Source organism: Phytobacter ursingii, from assembly GCF_001022135.1.
GTDB lineage: Bacteria > Pseudomonadota > Gammaproteobacteria > Enterobacterales > Enterobacteriaceae > Phytobacter > Phytobacter ursingii.
The window spans coordinates 3098564-3119802 of the sequence record NZ_CP011602.1; the positions used below are offsets into that span (position 1 = coordinate 3098564).

At 56.8% G+C, this 21239-nt stretch carries 17 protein-coding genes; 8 read left to right on the plus strand and 9 right to left on the minus strand.

Translation table 11 applies throughout. The features are described 5' to 3' along the window. Positions 1-11 precede the first annotated feature (11 nt). From entH to entC, 5 genes are read right to left on the minus strand one after another with little or no spacing between them, the layout of a single operon-like run. Positions 12-425, minus strand: a complete 414-nt coding sequence (gene entH / locus AB182_RS18145) for a proofreading thioesterase EntH (RefSeq protein WP_047371327.1) — start codon at positions 423-425, stop codon at positions 12-14. Further along, a complete protein-coding gene (gene entA, locus AB182_RS18150; protein ID WP_047371328.1) occupies positions 426-1172 on the minus strand; it encodes a 2,3-dihydro-2,3-dihydroxybenzoate dehydrogenase EntA in 747 nt (248 codons plus the stop codon). After that, on the minus strand, positions 1172-2023 hold the full coding sequence (locus AB182_RS18155) for an isochorismatase (RefSeq protein WP_047371329.1): 852 nt from the start codon (positions 2021-2023) through the stop codon (positions 1172-1174). The genes entA and AB182_RS18155 overlap by 1 nt, the downstream gene beginning before the upstream one ends. A 12-nt stretch (positions 2024-2035) precedes the next feature. Beyond that, positions 2036-3646 carry a (2,3-dihydroxybenzoyl)adenylate synthase gene (locus tag AB182_RS18160; protein ID WP_047371330.1) on the minus strand — a complete coding sequence of 537 codons (1611 nt, stop codon included), beginning with the start codon at positions 3644-3646 and terminating at the stop codon, positions 2036-2038. Between the two features lie 9 nt (positions 3647-3655). After that, positions 3656-4831 carry an isochorismate synthase EntC gene (gene entC / locus AB182_RS18165; protein WP_047371331.1) on the minus strand — a complete coding sequence of 392 codons (1176 nt, stop codon included), beginning with the start codon at positions 4829-4831 and terminating at the stop codon, positions 3656-3658. A 220-nt stretch (positions 4832-5051) separates the two neighbouring features. Between entC and fepB the strand changes: the two genes are divergently transcribed. Continuing rightward, positions 5052-5978 carry a Fe2+-enterobactin ABC transporter substrate-binding protein gene (gene fepB, locus AB182_RS18170; RefSeq protein WP_380081274.1) on the plus strand — a complete coding sequence of 309 codons (927 nt, stop codon included), beginning with the start codon at positions 5052-5054 and terminating at the stop codon, positions 5976-5978. Positions 5979-6352: 374 nt separating this feature from the next. On the opposite strand, the gene entS is transcribed toward fepB, so the two are convergent. After that, the gene (gene entS, locus AB182_RS18175) at positions 6353-7609 is read right to left on the minus strand and encodes an enterobactin transporter EntS (protein ID WP_047371333.1); all 1257 of its coding nucleotides are present in this window, start codon (positions 7607-7609) and stop codon (positions 6353-6355) included. Between the two features lie 110 nt (positions 7610-7719). Between entS and fepD the strand changes: the two genes are divergently transcribed. The 5 genes from fepD to AB182_RS18200 all read left to right on the plus strand — a co-directional run bounded on the left by fepD (position 7720) and on the right by AB182_RS18200 (position 12532). Next, a complete protein-coding gene (fepD, locus tag AB182_RS18180) occupies positions 7720-8724 on the plus strand; it encodes a Fe(3+)-siderophore ABC transporter permease (RefSeq protein ID WP_047371334.1) in 1005 nt (334 codons plus the stop codon). A 38-nt stretch (positions 8725-8762) separates the two neighbouring features. Continuing rightward, the gene (fepG, locus tag AB182_RS18185) at positions 8763-9713 is read left to right on the plus strand and encodes an iron-enterobactin ABC transporter permease (protein ID WP_380081275.1); all 951 of its coding nucleotides are present in this window, start codon (positions 8763-8765) and stop codon (positions 9711-9713) included. Beyond that, the gene (gene fepC / locus AB182_RS18190) at positions 9710-10510 is read left to right on the plus strand and encodes an iron-enterobactin ABC transporter ATP-binding protein (protein ID WP_047371336.1); all 801 of its coding nucleotides are present in this window, start codon (positions 9710-9712) and stop codon (positions 10508-10510) included. Before fepG ends, fepC begins: the two co-directional genes overlap by 4 nt. Positions 10511-10976: 466 nt before the next feature. After that, on the plus strand, positions 10977-11963 hold the full coding sequence (locus AB182_RS18195) for a hypothetical protein (protein ID WP_047371337.1): 987 nt from the start codon (positions 10977-10979) through the stop codon (positions 11961-11963). After that, entirely contained in the window at positions 11960-12532 is a 573-nt protein-coding gene (locus AB182_RS18200; RefSeq protein ID WP_047371338.1) for a peptidoglycan recognition protein family protein, read from the plus strand. The genes AB182_RS18195 and AB182_RS18200 overlap by 4 nt, the downstream gene beginning before the upstream one ends. Positions 12533-12569: 37 nt before the next feature. On the opposite strand, the gene entF is transcribed toward AB182_RS18200, so the two are convergent. From entF to fes, 3 genes are read right to left on the minus strand one after another with little or no spacing between them, the layout of a single operon-like run. Beyond that, positions 12570-16445, minus strand: a complete 3876-nt coding sequence (gene entF / locus AB182_RS18205; RefSeq protein WP_047371339.1) for an enterobactin non-ribosomal peptide synthetase EntF — start codon at positions 16443-16445, stop codon at positions 12570-12572. A 10-nt stretch (positions 16446-16455) separates the two neighbouring features. After that, entirely contained in the window at positions 16456-16659 is a 204-nt protein-coding gene (locus AB182_RS18210) for an MbtH family protein (protein WP_047371340.1), read from the minus strand. A gap of 25 nt (positions 16660-16684) precedes the next feature. Further along, entirely contained in the window at positions 16685-17905 is a 1221-nt protein-coding gene (fes, locus tag AB182_RS18215; RefSeq protein ID WP_047371341.1) for an enterochelin esterase, read from the minus strand. A 249-nt stretch (positions 17906-18154) separates the two neighbouring features. Here fes and AB182_RS18220 point away from each other — a divergent pair, with 249 nt between their 5' ends. Both AB182_RS18220 and entD read left to right on the plus strand, forming a co-directional pair. Continuing rightward, positions 18155-20410 (plus strand): TonB-dependent siderophore receptor, encoded by a 2256-nt coding sequence (locus AB182_RS18220; protein WP_047371342.1) that lies wholly within the window; start codon positions 18155-18157, stop codon positions 20408-20410. 50 nt (positions 20411-20460) lie between these two features. Next, complete coding sequence (entD, locus tag AB182_RS18225; protein ID WP_047371343.1) at positions 20461-21123, plus strand: enterobactin synthase subunit EntD; 663 nt, start codon at positions 20461-20463, stop codon at positions 21121-21123. The last annotated feature ends 116 nt before the right edge of the window (positions 21124-21239 follow it).

Consider the following 21239-nt stretch of genomic DNA (forward strand, 5'->3'; position numbering starts at 1 on the left):
GATACATCCTGTTATCCCAACACCATGGTACTCAGCCGACAGGTGCAGCAGCGCCGCCCCTGCTCATCAAACACCACAATTTCCCAGCTCTGGTTCTGCCTGCCCAGGTGTAGCGGCTGGCAAACGGCGCGCACCTTGCCCTGCGACACCGCCCGGTGGTGCGTGGCGTTGAGTTCCGTTCCCACCACGCACTGGCCATCTACCGTCATCATATAGCCCGCCATTGAGCCAAGCGTTTCCGCCAGCGCTGCAGAAGCCCCTCCGTGCAGCAAACCAAAAGGTTGATAGGTGCGGGCATCTACCGGCATTTCAGCTTCCAGCACATCATCACTCAGGCGGGTGTAGATAATCCCTAAATGGTCGACCAGCGTACGGGCGCTGGTGGCATTGAGTTCATCAAGCGTTAAACGGCGCTTCCAGATCATTTATGCCCCCAGGGTCGAGCCGCCATCCACCACGATATCCTGCAATGTGATGTGGCTGGCATAGTCAGACGCCAGGAACAGAATGGTACTGGCTACCTCTTCCGGGCGGGCAATTTTTCCCAGCGGAATGCCAAGCTTGAACTGCTCGCCAAAGCCGGCAATGCGCTTTTGTTCCGCATCGCTGCTGGTCCACAGAGTCCGCTGCATATCGGTATCGGTGGAGCCAGGCGACACCAGATTCGCCCGCACGCCGCTGGCGGCCAGTTCCAGCCCTACCGTCAGCGCCAGACTTTTCAGCGCCGCTTTCGACGCACCGTAGGCACTCATGCCGATGCGTGGGGTATGCGCCGCATCAGAAGCGACGGTGACCATCGCCCCGCCCTGCTGCTGGCGAAACTGGGCCATGGTGGCCTGAAACAGATTAAACGCCCCGCCGACGTTGACGGCAAACGTCTGCTGCCAGTCTTCCTGCGAAAGCGCATCCGTTGCCCCCATGCGCAAAATACCCGCCGCGTTGACCAGCACATCCAGTCGCGTATTCTGCGCCAGTACACGAGAACAGACCCGTGAGACCTGCTCTGCATCGGCAATGTCCAGAATCTCGGTGGTAAAAGGGTAGTGTTCACCGTCAAAAGCCTGGTCAAACCCCGTTACCTGCGCACCCGCGTCAGCAAACGCCAGCGCGGTGGCATATCCGATGCCCTTTCCGGCGCCGGTTACCCAGACAGTCTTTCCTGAAAAATCCATCAGTTGGCCTCGCGGGACAGCAGCGTCCACCAGGCATCGATGGTCGGATTCTTTGCCAGCATGACAAAATCGATATCGCCATGCACTTTACGCCAGCGCGCTGCCAGCGCCATCATGCGAACGGAATCCAGCCCATAATCAATCAGGTTTTCATCATCGTAAGGCTCGTCGGATTCATCCAGCAGCGGCAAAATCAGTGCGCGTAGCGCCGCTTTGCTGGCTGGCACCGGCAACAACGCTTCGGTCATCACCACACGCCCCGAACGACCCGCCACGTATTTCAGTGACATCAGATGCTCTTCCCGGCTGAAATCTGCCAGCGCATCGGCCACCATAAAAGGCTTGATATCGCGCATAAAGGCATCAGTAGCGGTCGTCATGCAACCGATATGGGCGTACACGCCCGTGATGATAAGCTGGTTGCGGCCCGTCTCTTTGAGCATCTGTTCCAGCGGCGAACGGTGGAAGGCGCTGTAACGCCACTTCACCAGCACCGTATCCGCTTCGTCCGGGGCCAATGCCGCTACAATTTGCTGCTGTTCAGGCGAGCGGGTCAGACCGGGGCCCCACATGTCGTTGAGCAGGGCGCGATCGTCATCACTCTGATCTTTTGGCTGTGCCGTGTAATAAACCGGAATATGGTGCTGCTTACAGAACTGGCGCAGCGCGGCAATATTGGCCACCACCTCTTCCATCATCGGGCAGTTTTCGCCCCAGAAATGGAGGAAATACTCCTGCATGTCGTGGATCAGCAGCGCGGCGCGATCGGGTTCAAATGCCCATTGTACTTTGTTATCCGGGATATCATTTGCACTCGGCAGTGCGTAGCCGGTCAGTTTGGGAATTGCCATCTTTTCTCCTCGTTACGCCGGGGCGCGCTCTGCCAGCCACTGGCGTAATTGTTTCTTATCCACTTTGCCAACCGGGGTGAGCGGCAGCGCCTCCAGGCATTCGACGCGGTCCGGCAATTTAAAATCCGCCACGCCCTGTTCGCGCAGGAAACGGCGGATCTCCACCGCCCGTACCGTTTTTTTCACCACCAGAAATGCGCAGCTCTTTTCCCCCAACAGACTGTCTTCCATGCTCACGAGGGCGGTCTGGATCACGGCGTCATGGCGGAGCAGTAAATTTTCTATCTCTTCGGCGGCGATCTTCTCGCCTCCCCGGTTGATCTGATCTTTTTCTCGCCCCTGCACGGTGATGTAGCCCGCATCATCAATGGAAATCAGATCGCCGGAGCAGTAGAAGCCATTGCTATCAAAGGCGCTGGCATTATGTTCAGGGCTGTTGAAGTAGCCCCGAAAGGTATACGGCCCGCGCGTCATCAGGCGCCCCACCTGGCCACGCGGCAGCGGATAACCGTTTTCATCCGCCACCCAGACTTCATCATCCGGACACATCGGGCGGCCCTGGGTATTGAAAATACGCTCCGGCGTGTCATCCAGGGCTGTGTAGTTCACCAGCCCTTCCGCCATGCCAAAGACCTGCTGTAACTGGCAGCCAATTTCCTCGGGAATACGTGCCGCCAGGGTGGCATACAAGCGCGCCCCACCCACCTGCAACAGCGTAAGCGAGGACAATTGCCGCTTGTCTGCCCCGTCGGCAATCGCCTGTAACCACAAGCTAACCGCGGGCGGCACCAGCGATGTGACATTGATGCGATGCTGTGCAATCAGTGGGAAACAGAGCGTAGCGCTGGGATCGTTTGCCAGCACCACGCGACCGCCCGCCAGCAGCACCCCCAGCGATCCCGGGGAACTCATCGCATAGTTGTGGGCGGCGGGCAGCGCGTTGAGGTAACGGGTATCCGCCGTAATCCCGCAGATTTCATTGCTGCGACGAATACTGTAGTAATAGTCATTGTGGGTTCGTGGAATGAGCTTCGGCGTGCCGGTACTGCCGCCAGAAAGCTGAAAGAAAGCCACTTCATCGGCAGGTGTCGGCGTGGCGATAAAATTATCTGCCGGGCTCTGGATCGCCGCCGCCAACGACTTATCACCGCTGTCGTTGAGAAATAGCGATACGCGCACCGATGCATGCGCCGTGATGAAATCCTGGCAGAACACATCGGTAGCAAAGAGTGCATGCGCCCGGTCAACAATCAGCAATGCCGGTTTGATCTGCATGGCATAGGCATTGAGTTCACTGCGCTGGTGGCTGAACAGCGCATTTACCGGCGCGACGCCGATTTTGAGCAACGCAAAGAAGGTAATGTAAAACTCCGCCACATTGCCGAGTTGTACCAGCGCGGTTTCGCCACGCTGAATGCCCTGCGCCTGCAACCTGTTTGCCAGATTGTCAGAAGCCTGGTGCAGTTGCTGATAGGTAAACGTGCGGTGGTCATCAATCACTGCCACCGCATCACTTTGCGCATGGCGGGTCAGTATGTCGGTCATCGGCACATCCAGCCAGTAACCTTTTTCGCGGTAGCGCGTGGCGAACTCATCCGGCCAGCGGGTAAAGGGAAGGCTCATCATCACTCCTTAATGCAGGCCAAAAACGTTAAGCATGGTGGACAGCTTGACGCCGGTTTCCCGCCACTCCGCCGCGGGAGACGATGCCGGCACAATACCCGCACCGGCAAATAATCGAACACGGTTTTCCTGAATACGCGCGCATCGGATAGTCACGACCCACTCGCCGTTACCTTCGGCGTCGCACCAGCCGACAATGCCGCCAAATAACTCGCGATCGAACGGCTCAAGCCCGGCAATCAGTTTTTTCGCCGCCTGATGAGGGAAACCGCTCAGCGCTGGCGTGGGATGTAACAGACAGGCCAGCGTCAGGGCGTTCTCATCCGCTCGCGCGCGTCCTTCAATCGGCGTCGCCAGATGCCACAGCGTTGGGGTGGTCACCAGTTGTGGGGAGTCCGGCATACTCAGCGCACGGCTGCGCGACGCCAGCACGGCTTTCATCGCCTGGGCGACCAGTTCATGTTCATGGCGATCTTTTTCCGAGGCCAGCAGTCTGATGCCCGCTTCGCGATCCAGCATGTCATCCGGCTGACGTCGCGCCGACCCGGCAAGCGGCAGGGAGCTAAATTGTTCGCCCTCTTTGCGCAGCAACAGTTCCGGGCTTGCCCCCAGCAGAACCGCCCCCTCCGCCAACGGAACATGGAAGTTAAAACTTGCCGGGTTCTGGGCAATCAGGCGTTCCAGCAGCACGCCGCTGTCGAGTGGCCCATCGGTGGCGATATCAATCAGGCGCGAAAGAACAATTTTGTCCACCTCTGGCGTGGCGGTCAGCGCGGCCCCCCGGGAAACCATATCCATAAAGACATCCTGCGGCGGAATCTCCGTACGCCTTGCGACGCCGGGGGTATCGTGCCCGGAGAAATAACGGGAGGAGCGCTGCTTAGACGGGCGCGAAAAGGTCTGCCACGAAACGGGAATAAAGAGTTCAGACGGTTGGGTGGTATCAAAAGGGATGGCCCCTACAACAACCGGACTGGCGATGCCCTGTGCTTTAGCATCGGCAAAAGCCTGCGCCAGTTTCTGCTGGAACGCGCTATCCGGGCTTTCTCCATCCACAGCCGGTTCACTGATACGGGCAAAACAACCCGATGTGGTGAAGCTACGGAATGGCGACATAAAAAAGAACTGGTCAGATGCCAGCGTTTTCGCAACCTGTTGGACTTCCTCAGCCAGTGACGTATCCATATCATCCTCCAAAAATGATAAAAATATTACGAATGATTATCATTTGAATTTTGGTTCAGTAAGCTAAAGGTAAAGCCCCGGCATGTCAACTGGCGTACTCACCTCCCTTGCGACTAACGCTTGCATCCATTGCGCGCAATGATGAAAATGAGAAGCATTAACTTCAACAAATACAGGATGTGACTTCGTGAGACTCCCTTCCCTTTGCCGTCAGGCCTTTATGATATTGGGTATTTTTATTTTCGGACTTTCCGCAGTAAACGCCGCCGACTGGCCGCGTCAGGTGGCTGACAGCAAAGGCAGCCACACGCTTGACCACAAGCCGCTGCGTATTGTCTCCACCAGCGTGACGCTGACGGGTTCACTGCTGGCTATCGATGCCCCGGTTATCGCCAGCGGCGCCACAACGCCGAACAACCGATTCGCCGACGATCAGGGCTTTTTGCGCCAGTGGGGCGAGGTAGCCAAATCGCGCAACGTCGCACGTATGTATATTGGCGAACCTAACGCCGAAGCCGTTGCCGCCCAAATGCCAGATCTGATTCTCATCAGCGCGACCGGGGGTGACTCAGCGTTATCTCTTTACGATCAGCTTTCGACGATTGCGCCGACCCTGGTCATCAATTACGACGATAAAAGCTGGCAGGCTCTGCTTACCCAACTGGGTGAAATCACCGGCCAGGAAAAACAGGCCGCAGCCCGTATTGCTGAGTTTGATAAGCAGATGGCCGAGGTTAAAGCGCACATAACACTGCCGCCGCAGCCGGTTAACGCGCTGGTTTATACCCCTGCGGCGCACAGTGCGAACCTGTGGACCACCGATTCTGCCCAGGGCAAGCTAATGCAGGAGCTGGGGTTCACCCTCGCCACGCTGCCGGAAGGGCTGCAGACGCTGCAAAGTCAGGGTAAACGCCACGACATCGTGCAACTGGGCGGTGAAAATCTGGCAGCCGGTCTGAACGGCGAAGCGCTCTTCCTGTTCGCCAGCGATCAGAAAGATGCTGACGCGCTGAATGCCAATCCGCTGCTTGCCCATCTAAGCGCGGTGCAAAACAAGAGGGTTTATGCGCTGGGCGCCGAAACGTTCCGTCTCGATTACTACAGTGCGACGCGGGTATTAGCGCGACTGTCAGCACTGTTTGGCTGATACACTTTCCCGGCTGGCGCTTCGCTTGGCCGGGCTACCTTACGTAGCCCGGATCAGGCGCTTGCGCCGCCATCCGGGGAAACCACAATACCTCTAACGATTTGGCATAACCATTCCCGGCTGGCGCTTTGCTTAGCCGGGCTACCGTACGTAGCCCGGATCAGGCGCCTGCGCCGCCATCCGGGGAAACCACTATGCTTCGAACGATTTGGCATAAACATTCCCGGCTGGCGCTTTGCTTAGCCGGGCTACCGTACGTAGCCCGGATCAGGCGCTTGCGCCGCCATCCGGGGAAACCACTATGCCTCGAACGATTTGGCATAACCATTCCCGGCTGGCGCTTCGCGTAGCCGGGCTACCGTACGTAGCCCGGATCAGGCGCCTGCGCCGCCATCCGGGGAAGCGACCGGCGTCTGACGGAATCTGCGCAGCTCGCTCAGCATCAGTACCAGCGCCACCCCCACCAGCGCCAGCACAAAACCACTGCTGCTCGCCGACGTCGCTGGCGTCATCACGGCCCCAAGCCCACCCAGCACCGCCGCGCCAGTCGCATCACCGGTAACGTTTTGCGCCGTCCACAGACCGTTAATACGCCCCAGCATCGCTTCCGGCGTTTGCGTTTGAATCAGCGTGTACTGTAGCAGTGAACTGATCGCACTCAGCCAGCCAAACAGGGCCAGAAACGCCGCGCCTAATACCCAGTACGGCATCAGGCTGAATAAGCCAATAGCGACAAACGCCCCCACGCTACAGCACAACATCAACAGACCCGGACGCGGATGTTGCGCCAGCCGCCCGCTGGTTAACGCCCCTGTCGCTGCGCCAAACGGGATTGCCGCATACAGCACGCCAATTTGCGCCGCCGAGATGTGCCACTCAACGGCCAGTGCGGGATAGAGCACGCGCACGGCGCTGGCCATGGTCAACAAGGCTCCCAACAGCGCAATACCGCCAATCAGCGGGCTGTTAAACAAAAAGCGAATCCCCGCCACCAGCGAAGAGAACGGGTGTTCACGCGGTTGTGGCGGCGATGGTAACGCAGGCAAACTCAACAACGGCAACAGGGTGATAAACGTTCCTGCAGCCGCCAGCCCGTAGTTCCAGGCCACCCCGCCCGTTGCCAGCAACAGACCACCGCACATCGGGGAAATCACCGAGCCCAGACGCACCGTCAGCATGGTGATCGCCCCGGCCTGCATCAAATTTTCACGCCCCACCAGCGCCGGGGTCGCCGCCAGTAACGCGGTCACGCCCAGTGACGCGAAGAAGCCATCCCACAAGCCGAGTAAATAAATCGCCAGCAGAGACGGTTCCGGCAGCAGCGCATTAATCCACAGGCCGATAAAGCCAATGCCGCAGGTACCGCGCGCCAGCAGAATCAATTTCTTGCGTTCGTAACGGTCGGCCAGCACGCCGCCGGTCATCAGACCCACGAACATCGCACCGCCGGTCAGGGTAACGGAGAGCCCCACCTGCCAGCTTGAACCGGTCATCGCCTGAATCTGTACCGGTACGGCAACGCCCAGCAAACCCAGCGACAAGATGGAGATAAAACGGGCCAAAAACACGGCGCGAAAGGCCGGATGCGTTTTCAGGAGGCTGACATTGAGCAGCCGGGATTGTTTTTTCATTACAACGCCTTGAGGCAATCTTTTTTTATCCATTCCAGGGCGCGCATGGTAACATAGTCAAACAAGATCGATAACGATAATTACTATCATTATCAAGTCAGGAATGGATTATGTCGTCTCCTCATTTCCCGCGGCGAATACTCACGCTCGTCGGGCTCGTGATACTGCTCATGCTGGCAATGACGCTGAGTATGTTGATCGGCGCAAAAGCGATGCCCGCCAGCGTGATCGTTGATGCACTGACAGGTGCCTGCCAGAGCGCAGACTGCACCATTATTCGCGACGCACGCCTGCCACGCACCCTGGCCGGGTTACTCGCAGGCGGCGCGCTGGGTCTGGCGGGGGCGTTGATGCAAACCCTCACCCGCAACCCGCTGGCAGACCCGGGCCTGCTGGGCGTCAATGCCGGTGCCAGCTTTGCCATTGTGTTGGGAGCCGCCCTTTTTGGCGCCGCCTCCCCCGTCGAACAACTGACGCTGGCCTTTTGTGGTGCGCTGGTTGCCTCGCTCATTGTGGCCTTCACCGGCAGCCAGGGCGGCGGGCAACTTAGCCCGGTGCGACTGACGCTGGCAGGCGTGGCGCTGGCCGCCGTGCTGGAAGGCCTTTCCAGCGGTATTTCGTTACTCAATGCCGACGTTTACGATCAGTTGCGTTTCTGGCAGGCCGGGTCGCTGGATATTCGCACCCTGCAAACGCTGAAAATTGTCCTGCTGCCGGTACTGTTGGCGGCGGGCGTGGCGCTGATGTCCAGTCGGGCGCTCAATAGCCTGAGTCTTGGCAGCGATACCGCTACCGCCCTTGGCAGCAAAGTGGCGCGGACGCAGCTTTCAGGACTGCTTGCGATTACCCTACTTTGCGCAAGTGCGACGGCGGTGGTCGGCCCCATCGCCTTTATCGGCCTGATGATGCCCCACCTTTCGCGCTGGCTGGTGGGGGCCGATCATCGCTGGTCGCTGCCGGTTACGCTTATCGCCACCCCTGCCCTGCTTCTGTTCGCCGATATCCTTGGCCGCATTCTGGTGCCCGGAGAACTGCGCGTCTCGGTGGTCAGCGCGTTTATTGGCGCGCCGGTTCTGATTATTCTGGTTCGCCGCGCGCGCGGAGGTAGCCTGTGATCGCCCCGTCCCGTCGCCTGATCATCAGTTGTCTGTTAATGTTGCTGGCAAGCCTGGCCTTTGCCCTCTGGGGTCTGCGTAGCGGCGCGGTTATGCTCGATAGCCGTCAGGTTATCAATGCGCTTACCGGAAGTGCCCCGCACGCCCTGCAGCTTGTGGTCATCGAATGGCGACTGCCCCGCGTACTGATGGCGCTGCTGATCGGTGCCGCGCTGGGCGTGAGCGGCGCGATTTTCCAGTCGCTGATGCGTAACCCGTTAGGCAGCCCGGATGTGATGGGCTTTAACACCGGGGCGTGGAGTGGCGTGCTGGTGGCGATGGTGCTTTTTGGTCAGCATCTGACGGCGATTACACTCGCCGCCATGACGGGCGGCATTTTGACCTCGTTCATCGTCTGGGCGCTGGCATGGCGTAACGGCATTGAAACCTTCCGCTTGATTATCGTCGGCATTGGCGTGCGGGCGATGCTGATGGCCTTTAACACCTGGTTGATATTACAGGCCTCCCTGGAGACATCCCTCAGCGCCGGGCTGTGGAATGCAGGGTCGCTCAACGGCCTGACCTGGGCAAAAACTTTCCCGTCAGTCCCCTTTATTTTGCTGATGTTTATTGGCGCGGCATTGCTTTCCCGCCGTATGCGACTGCTGGAGATGGGGGATGACAGCGCTTGTGCTCTTGGGGTGAGCGTTGAGCGTTCGCGCCTGTTGCTGATGCTGGTGGCCGTCGTGCTGACCGCCTCTGCCACCGCGCTTGCCGGGCCTATTTCATTTATCGCGCTCGTCGCGCCGCACATTGCCCGGCGCATCAGCGCCACCGCGCGCTGGGGTCTGACACAATCAGCGCTCTGCGGCGCTCTGCTCCTGCTGGCAGCGGACATCTGCGCACAGCGGCTGTTTATCCCTTATCAGTTGCCGGTGGGTGTTGTCACCGTCAGCATCGGCGGTATCTACCTTATCGCCTTGTTAATTCAGGAGTCCCGCAAGAAATGATCGATACTCAAGCCCGTTTGCGAGGCGAGCAGTTGACCCTGGGCTACGGTAAAAAAATTATCGCCAGAGATCTGAATGTCTCCATTCCCGATGGACACTTCACGGCGATTATTGGGCCAAACGGCTGCGGCAAATCGACACTGCTGCGCACCCTGAGCCGGCTGATGACGCCGGAGAAAGGCCATGTTTACCTGGACGGCGAGCAGATCCAGCGTTTTGCCAGCAAAGAGGTGGCGCGTCGTGTCGGGCTGCTGGCGCAAAATGCCACCACGCCGGGCGATATCACCGTGCAGGAGCTGGTTGCCCGTGGCCGTTATCCGCACCAGCCGCTGTTTACCCGTTGGCGTCAGGAAGATGAACAGGCGGTCACCCGCGCGATGCGTGCGACGGGCGTCGATACGCTGGCCTTGCAGAGCGTGGACACGCTGTCAGGCGGGCAGCGTCAGCGCGCGTGGATAGCGATGGTGCTGGCACAGGAAACCTCGATCATGCTGCTTGATGAGCCGACCACCTGGCTTGATATCAGCTACCAGATAGACCTGCTGGAGTTGCTCAGTGAATTAAACCGCGAGCAGGGGTATACGCTGGCGGCGGTGCTGCATGATTTGAATCAGGCCTGTCGCTATGCCACGCATTTGATTGCCCTGCGAGACGGAAAAATTGTGGCGCAAGGCGCGCCGAAAGAGATTGTTACAGCGGAGCTAATCGAAGCGGTATACGGTTTGCGCTGTATGATCATTGAAGATCCGGTCGCCGGTACGCCGCTGGTGGTGCCGCTGGGGGGACGCGGAAAATAACCGAATGTTGATCGCCCATTGCCTGTACAGGGAAGCCATTTTCCTTCTCTGTATGTGTGAGGGCCGTTAACCACGCTTACACCAGTTAACGACCCTTCCGGGTTAAAAACATGATTCCGCAGTAGGTAATGCCAGTTTTAAGTGACATATAAAGAATAGAAAACTGTTTTTCAGCAGCGCTGAGAATATAGACACTTTTTATAGGGACAAAAATTAATAGTGTGATGGAGATCACTCTGCGAATCTCACTAGCGAAGCGAGACTGATTATAATTCATTCAACAGCAGTTTGCTGCATTAACATCTAAGGCGCATTCTCGTGTCTTTCTGGTATTTCCTTTGCATTCATTTCATGGAATGATATTTATATAAAAAAACGTAATTAAGCCCTGACACAATTAAAGCAATACTTTCTGATTAATATATTTTCACTCACACTCAGCATATCCATTTGCCTGGAGAATATTATGATATATCGTCTATCATCTGAAAGCCAGCTTATAAATTATCTTAAATTTCACATAGAACAACTCACAAACATTATTGAATCCACACAATCCACACCTGTTTCAAACAATCCTCCAGATCGTTTTAGCTTAATTAAAGCTCGTTTAAACGCAAAAAACTTAACCATTAATGAAATATTTTCTATCGAGCAGGAGCTCATTCAATTATATCCTGACAGATTGCTTCCCTCACTTTATATGGAAACAAAAGACAGATACATTAAAGCATTACCTAATGAATCTCAAGATAAGATTAAAATACTAGATGAGGATACTTCGATAAAAAATGAAGCAGAAGAACAAAGAAATAGATTAAGAACGCTTTACAACCATCTGCAAAAATATTATTTCTTTATTAATGATAGAGAATATTTTGTTCACGAAATGAAAACCAACTTTATTATCATGTTATTTTTCCTGGCATTTATCACTTTATTATCCAGTTATTACTGCCTCAATTATCAAGGGGATTTGCAACTATCATTACTCGTGGGCATGGCATGCGCTGGCTATCTTGGTGCAATTATAAGCACAGTCAATCGAATACAGTCGATGGCGGAAGCACCGATTGATGGAGCCGATCGAGAGGCGATATTATTGAAGATTTACCAGGGAAAGCGAGGTATCTATCTATCAATTTTATTAGGAACTTTCGCTCCCTTCATAATCTATTTATTATTACGATTTATTCCCGCAGACAAAGGGATAGTCATTTTTGGCATTAGCTTTCTACCTGTGTTTAAAGAACCTGTAATTCTCACACAGCCTAACATTGGTGATTTATATTTAACCCCAAATTTAAGAGATGCAAAGGACATCGCTAAAATATTATTTATATCAATACTCAGTGGTTTTTCCGAACGATTAGTGCCTGATGTTCTTGATCGCATTTCCAATGAACTCAACAACCAATTCAAAAACCATGACAATAAACAAGCGAGTCAATGATGAACAACTGGAAAGGTATTGTCGGATTAAATTTCGACAAAGACGGCTTTGATAATTATTGCCACTCACTGCACTGGACACAATGGCGTCCTTCATTCATTGTATTACACAATACCGCCAACCCCACGCTGGCACAGCGCTCAGAAGGTTTTACACATACGCATATTGAAAATCTCGAAGACTATTATAAAAACACGATGCACTGGTCCGCTGGCCCTCATCTTTTTATCGATGACAAACAGATTTGGGTTTTTTGTCCACTAACTTTATCCGGCGTTCATTCGCCCTCCTACAATAAACTGGCTATCGGGATTGAGATGCTGGGTGACTATAATCAGGATGACTTTCATTCTGGCCGCGGGCTTCTGGTGCAACAAAATACGGTCGCGGCCATTGCGACCTTATCTGCAGTATTAGGCATTGATCCGCACACAATGAAACTTCATAAGGAAGATCCCGAAACAACCCATAAAGACTGCCCAGGGGGAAAGGTAATCAAAGATCAGGTGATTAGCGCGGTCATTGCGCTTATGCAGCAGCGCCACCAGGGCGATCATCTTCGTCCCTGAAAGGCCCCCTGGACGACAAAGTCCGGGGGCAACTTCACTATGCCAGAATCTCTCTGATAACCGGACCAATCGCCTCAAACGCCTGAGGTGAAATGATATCCACGTGGGCGCAATCCTGGCGATAAACCTCCAGCTCCCCTACCCATGGCGCCCAGGCTTTTTGTGGATCCATCCCCGATGCCAGCGTGCGTTCAGCGACAAACAGCGTTGCTTTACCGTCAAACTTCACGCTATGCGCTGTGGTCAGCAGACGTACCGCATCGCCATAGTTGCCTTCAATAGCGGCGAACAGTTCCGTCGACGCCTGCCCCTTTTGCGCCGCCAGGAAGGCCTGCCGCTCGCGCTCAATTTCCGCCAGCACGGCCGGATCCAGCCCGTTAGCCTCTTTCTCCGCCCAGTTCTGTGTCTCCGGCGGCCAGGTATCGAGCAGCCCTAAAAATGCCACCGTTTCCCCACGCGCCTGTAAGCGGGCAGCAATCCCCTGCGCCAACGTTCCCCCCAGCGAATAACCCAACAAGTGATAAGGGCCGTGCGGCTGCCGCGCCAGCAGGGTCGCAAGGTGATGCTCGCACACCTCATCCAGAGTGGCGGCCTGCTGCATCGGCCCCCCAGGGCGCGGTGACTGGATGCCAATAATTCCCCAGCGCGGCGAGAGATAGCGCGCCAGTACGCTGAACTGCCAGGCGAAGCCGGAAGCCGGATGGAAACAGAACAAAACGGGGCCGTCGCCGTCACGCAACGGCAAAAGGGTTTCAAGACCAAGCTGGCTATTAGCCTGCGCCTGCGTCAGCAGGGCCGCCAGTTTCTCAACGGTTGAAGCCACCATAACCTGCCCGGGCGTCACCGGGCGCTCAAACGTCTGGCTCAGTTGTGCAGCCAGGCGCATCGCCAGCAAAGAGTGGCCGCCAAGGGCAAAGAAATCGGCCTGCGCGTGCTGAATCTCGCAGCCAAGCAGCGCGGAAAAAGCCTGTGCGATCTGTGTTTCAGCACCTGGATTCAGCGCCCGTCCGGCCTGCTTACGCGCGGGCTCAGGCAGCGGTAGCGCTTTTCTGTCGAGCTTGCCGTTGGCGCTCAGCGGAAGTTCGCTTAATTGCAGGAGCACCACCGGTACCATATGCGGCGGTAGCTGCATACTCAGTTGCTCGCGTAGCGCGGTGAGATCCAGCGGCAGGCCGCTCTCTGAGACCACATAGCCCACCAACTGGCGCGCATCGCCATTGCCTGCTGCTGCCTGATTCAATACACAGGCATGGGCGACGCCCTGCGCGACATCCGTCAGCGTCTGCAGCGCTTTATCGATCTCGCCCAGTTCAATACGTTGGCCACGAATCTTGAGCTGGTCGTCGCTGCGTCCCAGATATTCCACCGCGCCGTTCTCCAGCCACTGCGCCACATCGCCAGTGCGGTACATCCGTTCGCCGGGCGCAAACGGGTCGGCAATAAAGCGGCTGGCGGTCAGATCCGGCCGTCCCAGATAGCCTTGCGCCAGTTGAATACCGGTCAGATACAAATCCCCCGCCACACCTGGCGGTACCGGCTGCATCATGCTGTCCAGAATGCGCAGCCCGGTATTCCACACCGGATAGCCAATCGGCACGCTGTTTCCCTTCACCGCCGCCAGTTCTTCGCCGAAGGCCGGATACCAGCTCACATCGACGGCAGCCTCGGTAGGTCCGTAAAGGTTATGCAAAGGCGCACCGGTCAGTTGTTCCCATTCGCGACATAAAGCCGCCGGAAGCGCTTCGCCGCTGCAAAACACCTTGTTCAGGGTGCGACAACTTTCCTGCGCCGTTTCTGGCGTCAGGGATGAAACAAACGCCGCCAGCATGGACGGGACAAAGTGCGTGGTGGTCACGCCAAAGTGGGCGAAAAAGCGCTGCAATGCCTGCGGGTCACGGTGTGCATCCGGCTCCGCCATCACCAGTTGCGCACCCGCAATAAACGGCCACCAGAACTCCCACACGGAGACATCAAAACTGCACGGTGTCTTTTGCGCCACCACATCCTGTGCGTCCAGCGGATAGTGGTTTTGCATCCACAGCAGACGGTTAACGATAGCCGTCTGCCCGACCATCACCCCTTTCGGACGCCCGGTAGACCCCGAGGTAAAGATGATATAGGCAGTGTGGTGCGGGCGGGACAGCGCCAGAGGTTCACCGTCTGTCACCGTAAGCGGCGCGGTGTAGCAAAGGTGAGTCAGGTCAGGCAGATCGCTAAAACGCGCAAGCTGGTCATCCGAAGTGATGAGCAGGCGCGGCCGGGCATCTTCCAGCATCATGCGCAGCCGTTCGTCCGGATAGCCGGTATCCAGCGGCAGCCAGGCAGCTCCGGCCTCAACAATGCCATGCAGCGCCAGCGTCAGGAACACGGAGCGCGGTAGCGCGACGGCAACGCTGTCACCGGGCTTCACGCCACGCTCACGCAGAAGCTGCGCCAGCGCCACCACCTGCTCGCGCATCTCCCGGTAACTAAACTGCCAGTGCGCATCGGCCAGCGCAGGGGCATCCGGCGTTCGCGCCGCCTGCTCTGCCACCAGTTGGCTGAGAGTGGTCGCGGGCAACATCATGCCGGTATCGTTGATATTTTCGATTCGCTGCCACTCAGCCGGCGCGATCAATTGCGCCTCGCCGCAGCGCAGCGTCGGATTTGCGGCAAACTGGCTCAGCAGGCTGTGCAAACGGGCGACATGGTTATTGAGCACACTTTCATCGTAGCGGCTGCGGTTAGCCAGCACGTCCAGCGTCAGGCCGCCCTCTTCATCCGGGAAGAGCGCAATCTCCAGATCGTTGACCGGCCCCGTCGCCAGGGTGTGGGTTTGCCCGGCAATCCCGTCAACGTCCAGCAGGTAATCAAACATTTTGACGTTAAAGACCGGGCCAAAGAGCGGCTCATCTCCGGTCGCACATCCCGCATCACGCAGGATTTGCTCAGCGTCATAGCGCTGATGGCGGCGCATCTTTTTCAGCTGCCCGGCAAGCGCGTTGGCCAGTTCAGCCAGGGTTTGCGTCTCGTCAATGTGCACGCCCAGCGGCAATACATTGAGCACCGGCCCGGTCGCGGTCAGCGCCGCTGAGCCCATACGGCGCATAAAAATAAACCCGGCGGCATAATCGAGCCGCCCGCAGAGCCGCCCTAACCACAATGCCACCAGCGCTAAGGCCAGGTCGGAGGGCTGGCACGCGCTCGCGGCCTGGGTCAGGCGACGGAATGCGGCGCTGTCCAGAGATATTTTCAGGCGCAGGATATCGGTCGTCGCCGCGCGGCCCGGTAGCGGTGCAGGCGACAGGGAAACCGGTGCGGGTAGTAAGCGTTTTTGCTCCGCCCAGAAGGCTTTGTCTCGCTGCCAGGCGTCGCTCTGCTGATAGCGCTGATACTCCTCCACCACCTCTGCAAAGGGAGTAAACGGTGTCGGAGGCATCGCCTTGCCTGCGCGCATCGCACGGTAAATAGCGGCTATCTGGCGGGTAATGGCAGGGAAACTAAAGCCATCTACCAGCAAATGGTGATAACGCTGATACCAGTACCAGCGCTGGTCAGCAACCTGAATCAACTGGTGACAGAACAGAGGCTTACCGCTGTCCACGCGAAGTTCCTGCGCCAGATCGGCCTGCATTAACGTCAGCGCGCTCGCGTTCGGGTCGGCGTGATGGCGAACATCAATGCACTGCGGCAGGGCAAACACGCCTTTATCATCCACATGCTGCCAGACCTCGCCGTTGTCTTCCGTAAAGCGCATACGCAGGGTGTCGGCCTGCGCCAGACCTTCTACGATAGCCTGCGCCAGCAACGGCGCGTCCAGTTCGCCGTCCAGTTCAACATAGTGGGCCACGCTCCAGGCGTTGGGCAGGGTGGAGAGTTTTTCTGCCATCCAGATCCCAGGCTGCGCCGCCACGAGGGGTAAACGTGCGGTCATTCGCATCTCCTTAGCTGGCGTGGTGCGCCGGGGTTAACGTCTGCCAGTGGGCTTTAAGCCACTCGTTACATACCTCCTGCGAGGCGGGCTGGCAAACTACGCGCCAGCCTTGCGGTAATGCGCACGGCTGTGGCCACAGGCTGAATTGCTGCTGCGCATTTTGCAGAATATAAAATTGCCCTTGCGGATTATCGAAGGGATTGCTGAATTCCATACCTGGCTCCTGTCGTAAATTGCGCTTATCGCCCGGCGCGAGTCAGCGGTTGCCAGAGGGTCATAAGCCCTTCGGTCAGCCCGCCGCGCCAGCAAAGCGCATCATGTCCGCCGTCAACCTGACGCCAGAAAACCGTCTGCTGTGGATGTTGTAATTGGGCATACAGGGCCTGATTGGCCCGAAAAATGAGCGGCTCGCGCACGCCAGCTTCCAGCACAATGCGCAACCCTTGCGCCGTGAGTTCGCCGCGTTTGAGTTGTTCGATGATCAGACCATCTTGCTGCCCGTCGCGCGTTGGCCACCAGAAGGAGCCCGACTGGCTCAACACGCAGCCAAAACGCTGCGGCCAGTTCAAGGCGGCATACAACGATGACAAACCGCCAAAACTTTGTCCGGCCACCACCGTGCGACCAGCATCATCACTAAAAGGGATTGTTGAACGCACGTGCGGCAATAACTCCTGCTGAACCGCCAGCCAGAAATCAGAATTACAGGGCAGTTCCTGGCTGCGGTGGGCCATATCAATCACATCGATAAGCACATAGACCGCAGGCGGCAACAACCCCTGCGCAGTCAGGGCCGCCAGCGCAGGCCAGACAGGCATGCTTTCAGCCCAGAACTGGCCATCAAGCAGTATCGCCAGCGGACGCTCAGCGCTGTGGTCATCACCGGTGGCATACACCCATACGCGGCGCTGGTTATTCAGGCGATGGCTGTGCCATGTCATCTCTGTCGCCGGAGTGTATGGCGTAGCGGGCAGATCCCAGCCTGGCTGAAGCGGTGCGCCGGGCATCGCCAGCGGCGACACGGGATGGCCTCGCCCGCCACGCCAGCAATGGGAATTAAGCGGATCGGCAATGGCGCGTGGCAGCAGCTTGCGCCAGCCTTCGCGCAGCGCCGAGCGGTCCGGAGGAGTCTGGGTAAGAACCTGCGGTGAGAAGTCGTCAGCGTGGTCGGAGGGGATCAGGCAATAGCTTCCGCGCCAGCCTGATTCCAGTCGCGTTTGCCAGTACCAGACATCCGTTCCGGGTATGCGAGCCAGTGATTGCGGCGTCGCCTGTTGATGATGGTCGGTAACACCCGTGATATAAATCCAGACACGTTGGATCCGCGAGGTGGTTTCTGTACCCGCCGGGTCACGCCACCAGAAGGTAACCTCATACTTGCCTTCGCTCTCCAGACGCCACTCTGGCCCCTCTTTTGTTTGCCACCAGGCCTCGCTTCCCGCTATCGACGTCAACGCCATAACCTCATTTTATCTGTGGAAACTTTTGCTTGCAGATTAAGAAATATTGATAATATTATTGATAACTATTTGCATTTGCAATAGCGTATTGTCGCGCTTTGGCGAGCGCGTCTTTCATGATCACAATGCCCTCGTTTGCGGTTTTCTCAGGATGAGCCCCTCTGCAAATGAATGGCAATGGCATGCCGTATTCCTTACCCGCTGGGAAAAGGAACTACCGGGAATGCGGCAAGAAAAGCAGGAAAAACAATGAAAAATAACATTCGTTCCCTGACCTTATTGGTCAATCTGGGGATTTACGGCGCTGCTTTGCCGGCTTTCGCGGCAGAGACGACGACCAGTGACACAGACAGCCATGATGACACCATGGTAGTGACCGCCGCGCAGCAGAATTTGCAGGCGCCGGGGGTGTCTACCATCACCGCTGATGAGATCCGTAAAAACCCGCCCGCCCGTGACGTTTCCGAAATTATCCGCACCATGCCCGGCGTTAACCTGACGGGAAACTCCACCAGTGGTCAGCGTGGCAATAACCGCCAGATTGATATCCGCGGTATGGGGCCGGAAAATACCCTGATCCTGGTCGACGGAAAACCGGTCACCAGCCGCAACTCCGTGCGTCAGGGCTGGCGCGGCGAGCGCGATACCCGTGGCGATACCAGTTGGGTACCGGCAGAGATGATCGAGCGTATTGAGGTTATTCGTGGCCCGGCCGCCGCGCGTTATGGCAACGGTGCCGCAGGCGGCGTGGTGAATATCATTACCAAAAAACCGACTGACCAGGCCTGGCACGGTTCGTGGAACAGCTATTTCAACGCGCCGGAACACAAAGACGAAGGCGCGACCAAACGTACCGACTTTAGCCTGAGCGGCCCGCTGGGCGGCGATTTCAGCTTCCGTCTGTACGGTAACCTGAATAAAACGCAGGCCGATGCCTGGGATATCAACCAGGATCACCAGTCGCAGCGTACCGGTATCTACGCCAACACGATGGCCGCAGGGCGTGAAGGGGTGGAGAACAAAGATATTAACGGCGTGGTGCGTTGGGATTTCGCGCCGCAGCAAGCGCTGGAGTTTCAGGCCGGTTACAGCCGCCAGGGGAACCTGTACGCGGGCGACACCCAGAACACCAACAATGACAGCAGCACCAACAACTATGTGAAGGAAAACTACGGTAAAGAGACCAACCGTCTCTATCGCCAGAACTATTCCATCAACTGGACGGGCGCCTGGGATAACGGCGTCACCACCAATAACTGGGCGCAGTATGAACATACCCGCAACTCGCGCCTTGGCGAAGGGCTGGCCGGCGGGCTGGAAGGTCTGTTCAACAGCGATAAGTTCGCGGATATCGATCTGGCAGACGTGATGCTGCACAGCGAAGCCAGCGTACCGTTTGAGTGGCTTATCAACCAGAACCTGACGGTGGGCACCGAATGGAACCAGCAGCGTATGAAGGACATGGCGTCCAACACCCAGGCGTTGCATGGTGGCCCGATTGCCGGTTTCGCCAGCACGGGCCGTAGCCCTTACTCCAGCGCGGAAATCTTCTCTGTCTTCGCCGAAGACAATATGGAAGTGACCGACACCACCATGCTGACGCCGGGTCTGCGTTTCGATCACCATACGGTAGTCGGCAATAACTGGAGCCCGTCGCTGAACCTGTCACAAGGCCTGGGCGATGACTTTACCCTGAAAATGGGGATCGCCCGTGCCTATAAAGCACCAAGCCTCTACCAGACGAACCCGAACTACATTCTCTACAGTAAGGGGCAGGGTTGTTACGCCAGTGGGACCGGCGTGGGCTGCTATATGATGGGTAACGACGACCTGAAAGCCGAAACCAGCATCAACAAAGAGATTGGTCTGGAGTTCAAACATGAAGGCTGGCTGGCGGGCGTGACCTGGTTCCGCAACGACTACCGCAACAAGATTGAAGCGGGCTATTCACCGTTAAGCCAGACCAAAGTCGGCAGCACCAAAACCGATATCTATCAGTGGGAAAACGTACCTAAGGCGGTCGTTGAAGGTCTGGAAGGGACGCTGAACATTCCGGTCACCGACGCGGTGACCCTGAGCAACAATGTCACGTACATGCTGCAAAGTAAGAACAAAACTACCGGTGAACGCCTGTCGATCATCCCTGAATATACCCTCAACTCAACGCTGAGCTGGCAGGTTGTGCAGGATGTTTCCGTGCAGTCCACTTTCACCTGGTACGGCAAACAACAGCCGAAGAAATATGACTACCAGGGTAATCCGGTTACCGGTTCTGCGAAGGACGAAGTCAGCCCGTACAGCATCGTTGGCCTGAGCGGCACCTGGGATGTGAATAAGTACGTGAGCCTGACCGCAGGCGTCGATAACGTGTTTGATAAACGTCACTGGCGTATGGGGAATGCCCAGACAACCGGCGGAACGACCGGCTATATGTATGGCGCAGGCGCCAATACGTATAACGAATCAGGCCGTACCTGGTATATGGGTATCAATACCCACTTTTAAGCACCAACCTTCCCTCTCCCTGCGGGGAGAGGGCGGGCGTAAGGCGACATATGCACACCGTTCACTCCACGTTAACCCTCGATTCCCACCCGGTCCATCTCATCACCTTCGACCCCGCCACCTTTGCAGAGCGCGACCTTTTATGGCTACCCCACCATGACCGCTTAGCCCACGCCGGACGCAAGCGTAAAAGCGAACATCTGGCCGGGCGAATTGCCGCCGTGCATGCCCTGCGCGAGTATGGTCATCAGGCCGTGCCCGGTATGGGTGCTGGCGGTGAACCGCGCTGGCCCTCCGGGCTTCACGGCAGCATCAGCCATACCGGGCAGACCGCTGTCGCCGTTGTCTCATCTGCTTGTGTCGGCGTGGATATTGAGAGCGTATTCTCTTCTCAACTGAGTAAAGAGATCGCCGAAAGCCTCGTCAATGCCGAAGAATACGCATTACTACAGCGTGCCTCGCTTCCTTTTGAACGGGGGTTAACGCTTACCTTTTCAGCAAAAGAGAGTCTTTTCAAAGCGTTTTCCGCCATCGCTCTCCCCTTTCCCGGCTTTCACAGCGCGCAGCTTATCGCACTCAATGACCGCTCACTCACCCTGCGCATAACTGAGCAATTTAACCAACAATATGCAGGCATATGCGTCGATATCCCATGGATTATGCATACAAATCAGGTCATCACTCTGGCATCCGCCCTCCCCTCAGGATCGTGATCGTTTTCTCCTTTTAAGAAATTTGCTGCACAAACGATAGACAGTTCGCGATTGCCGTTTTATCGTTAACTTGAATAATAAATCATTATTGAATATATATTCAATGTGGAGAAAAA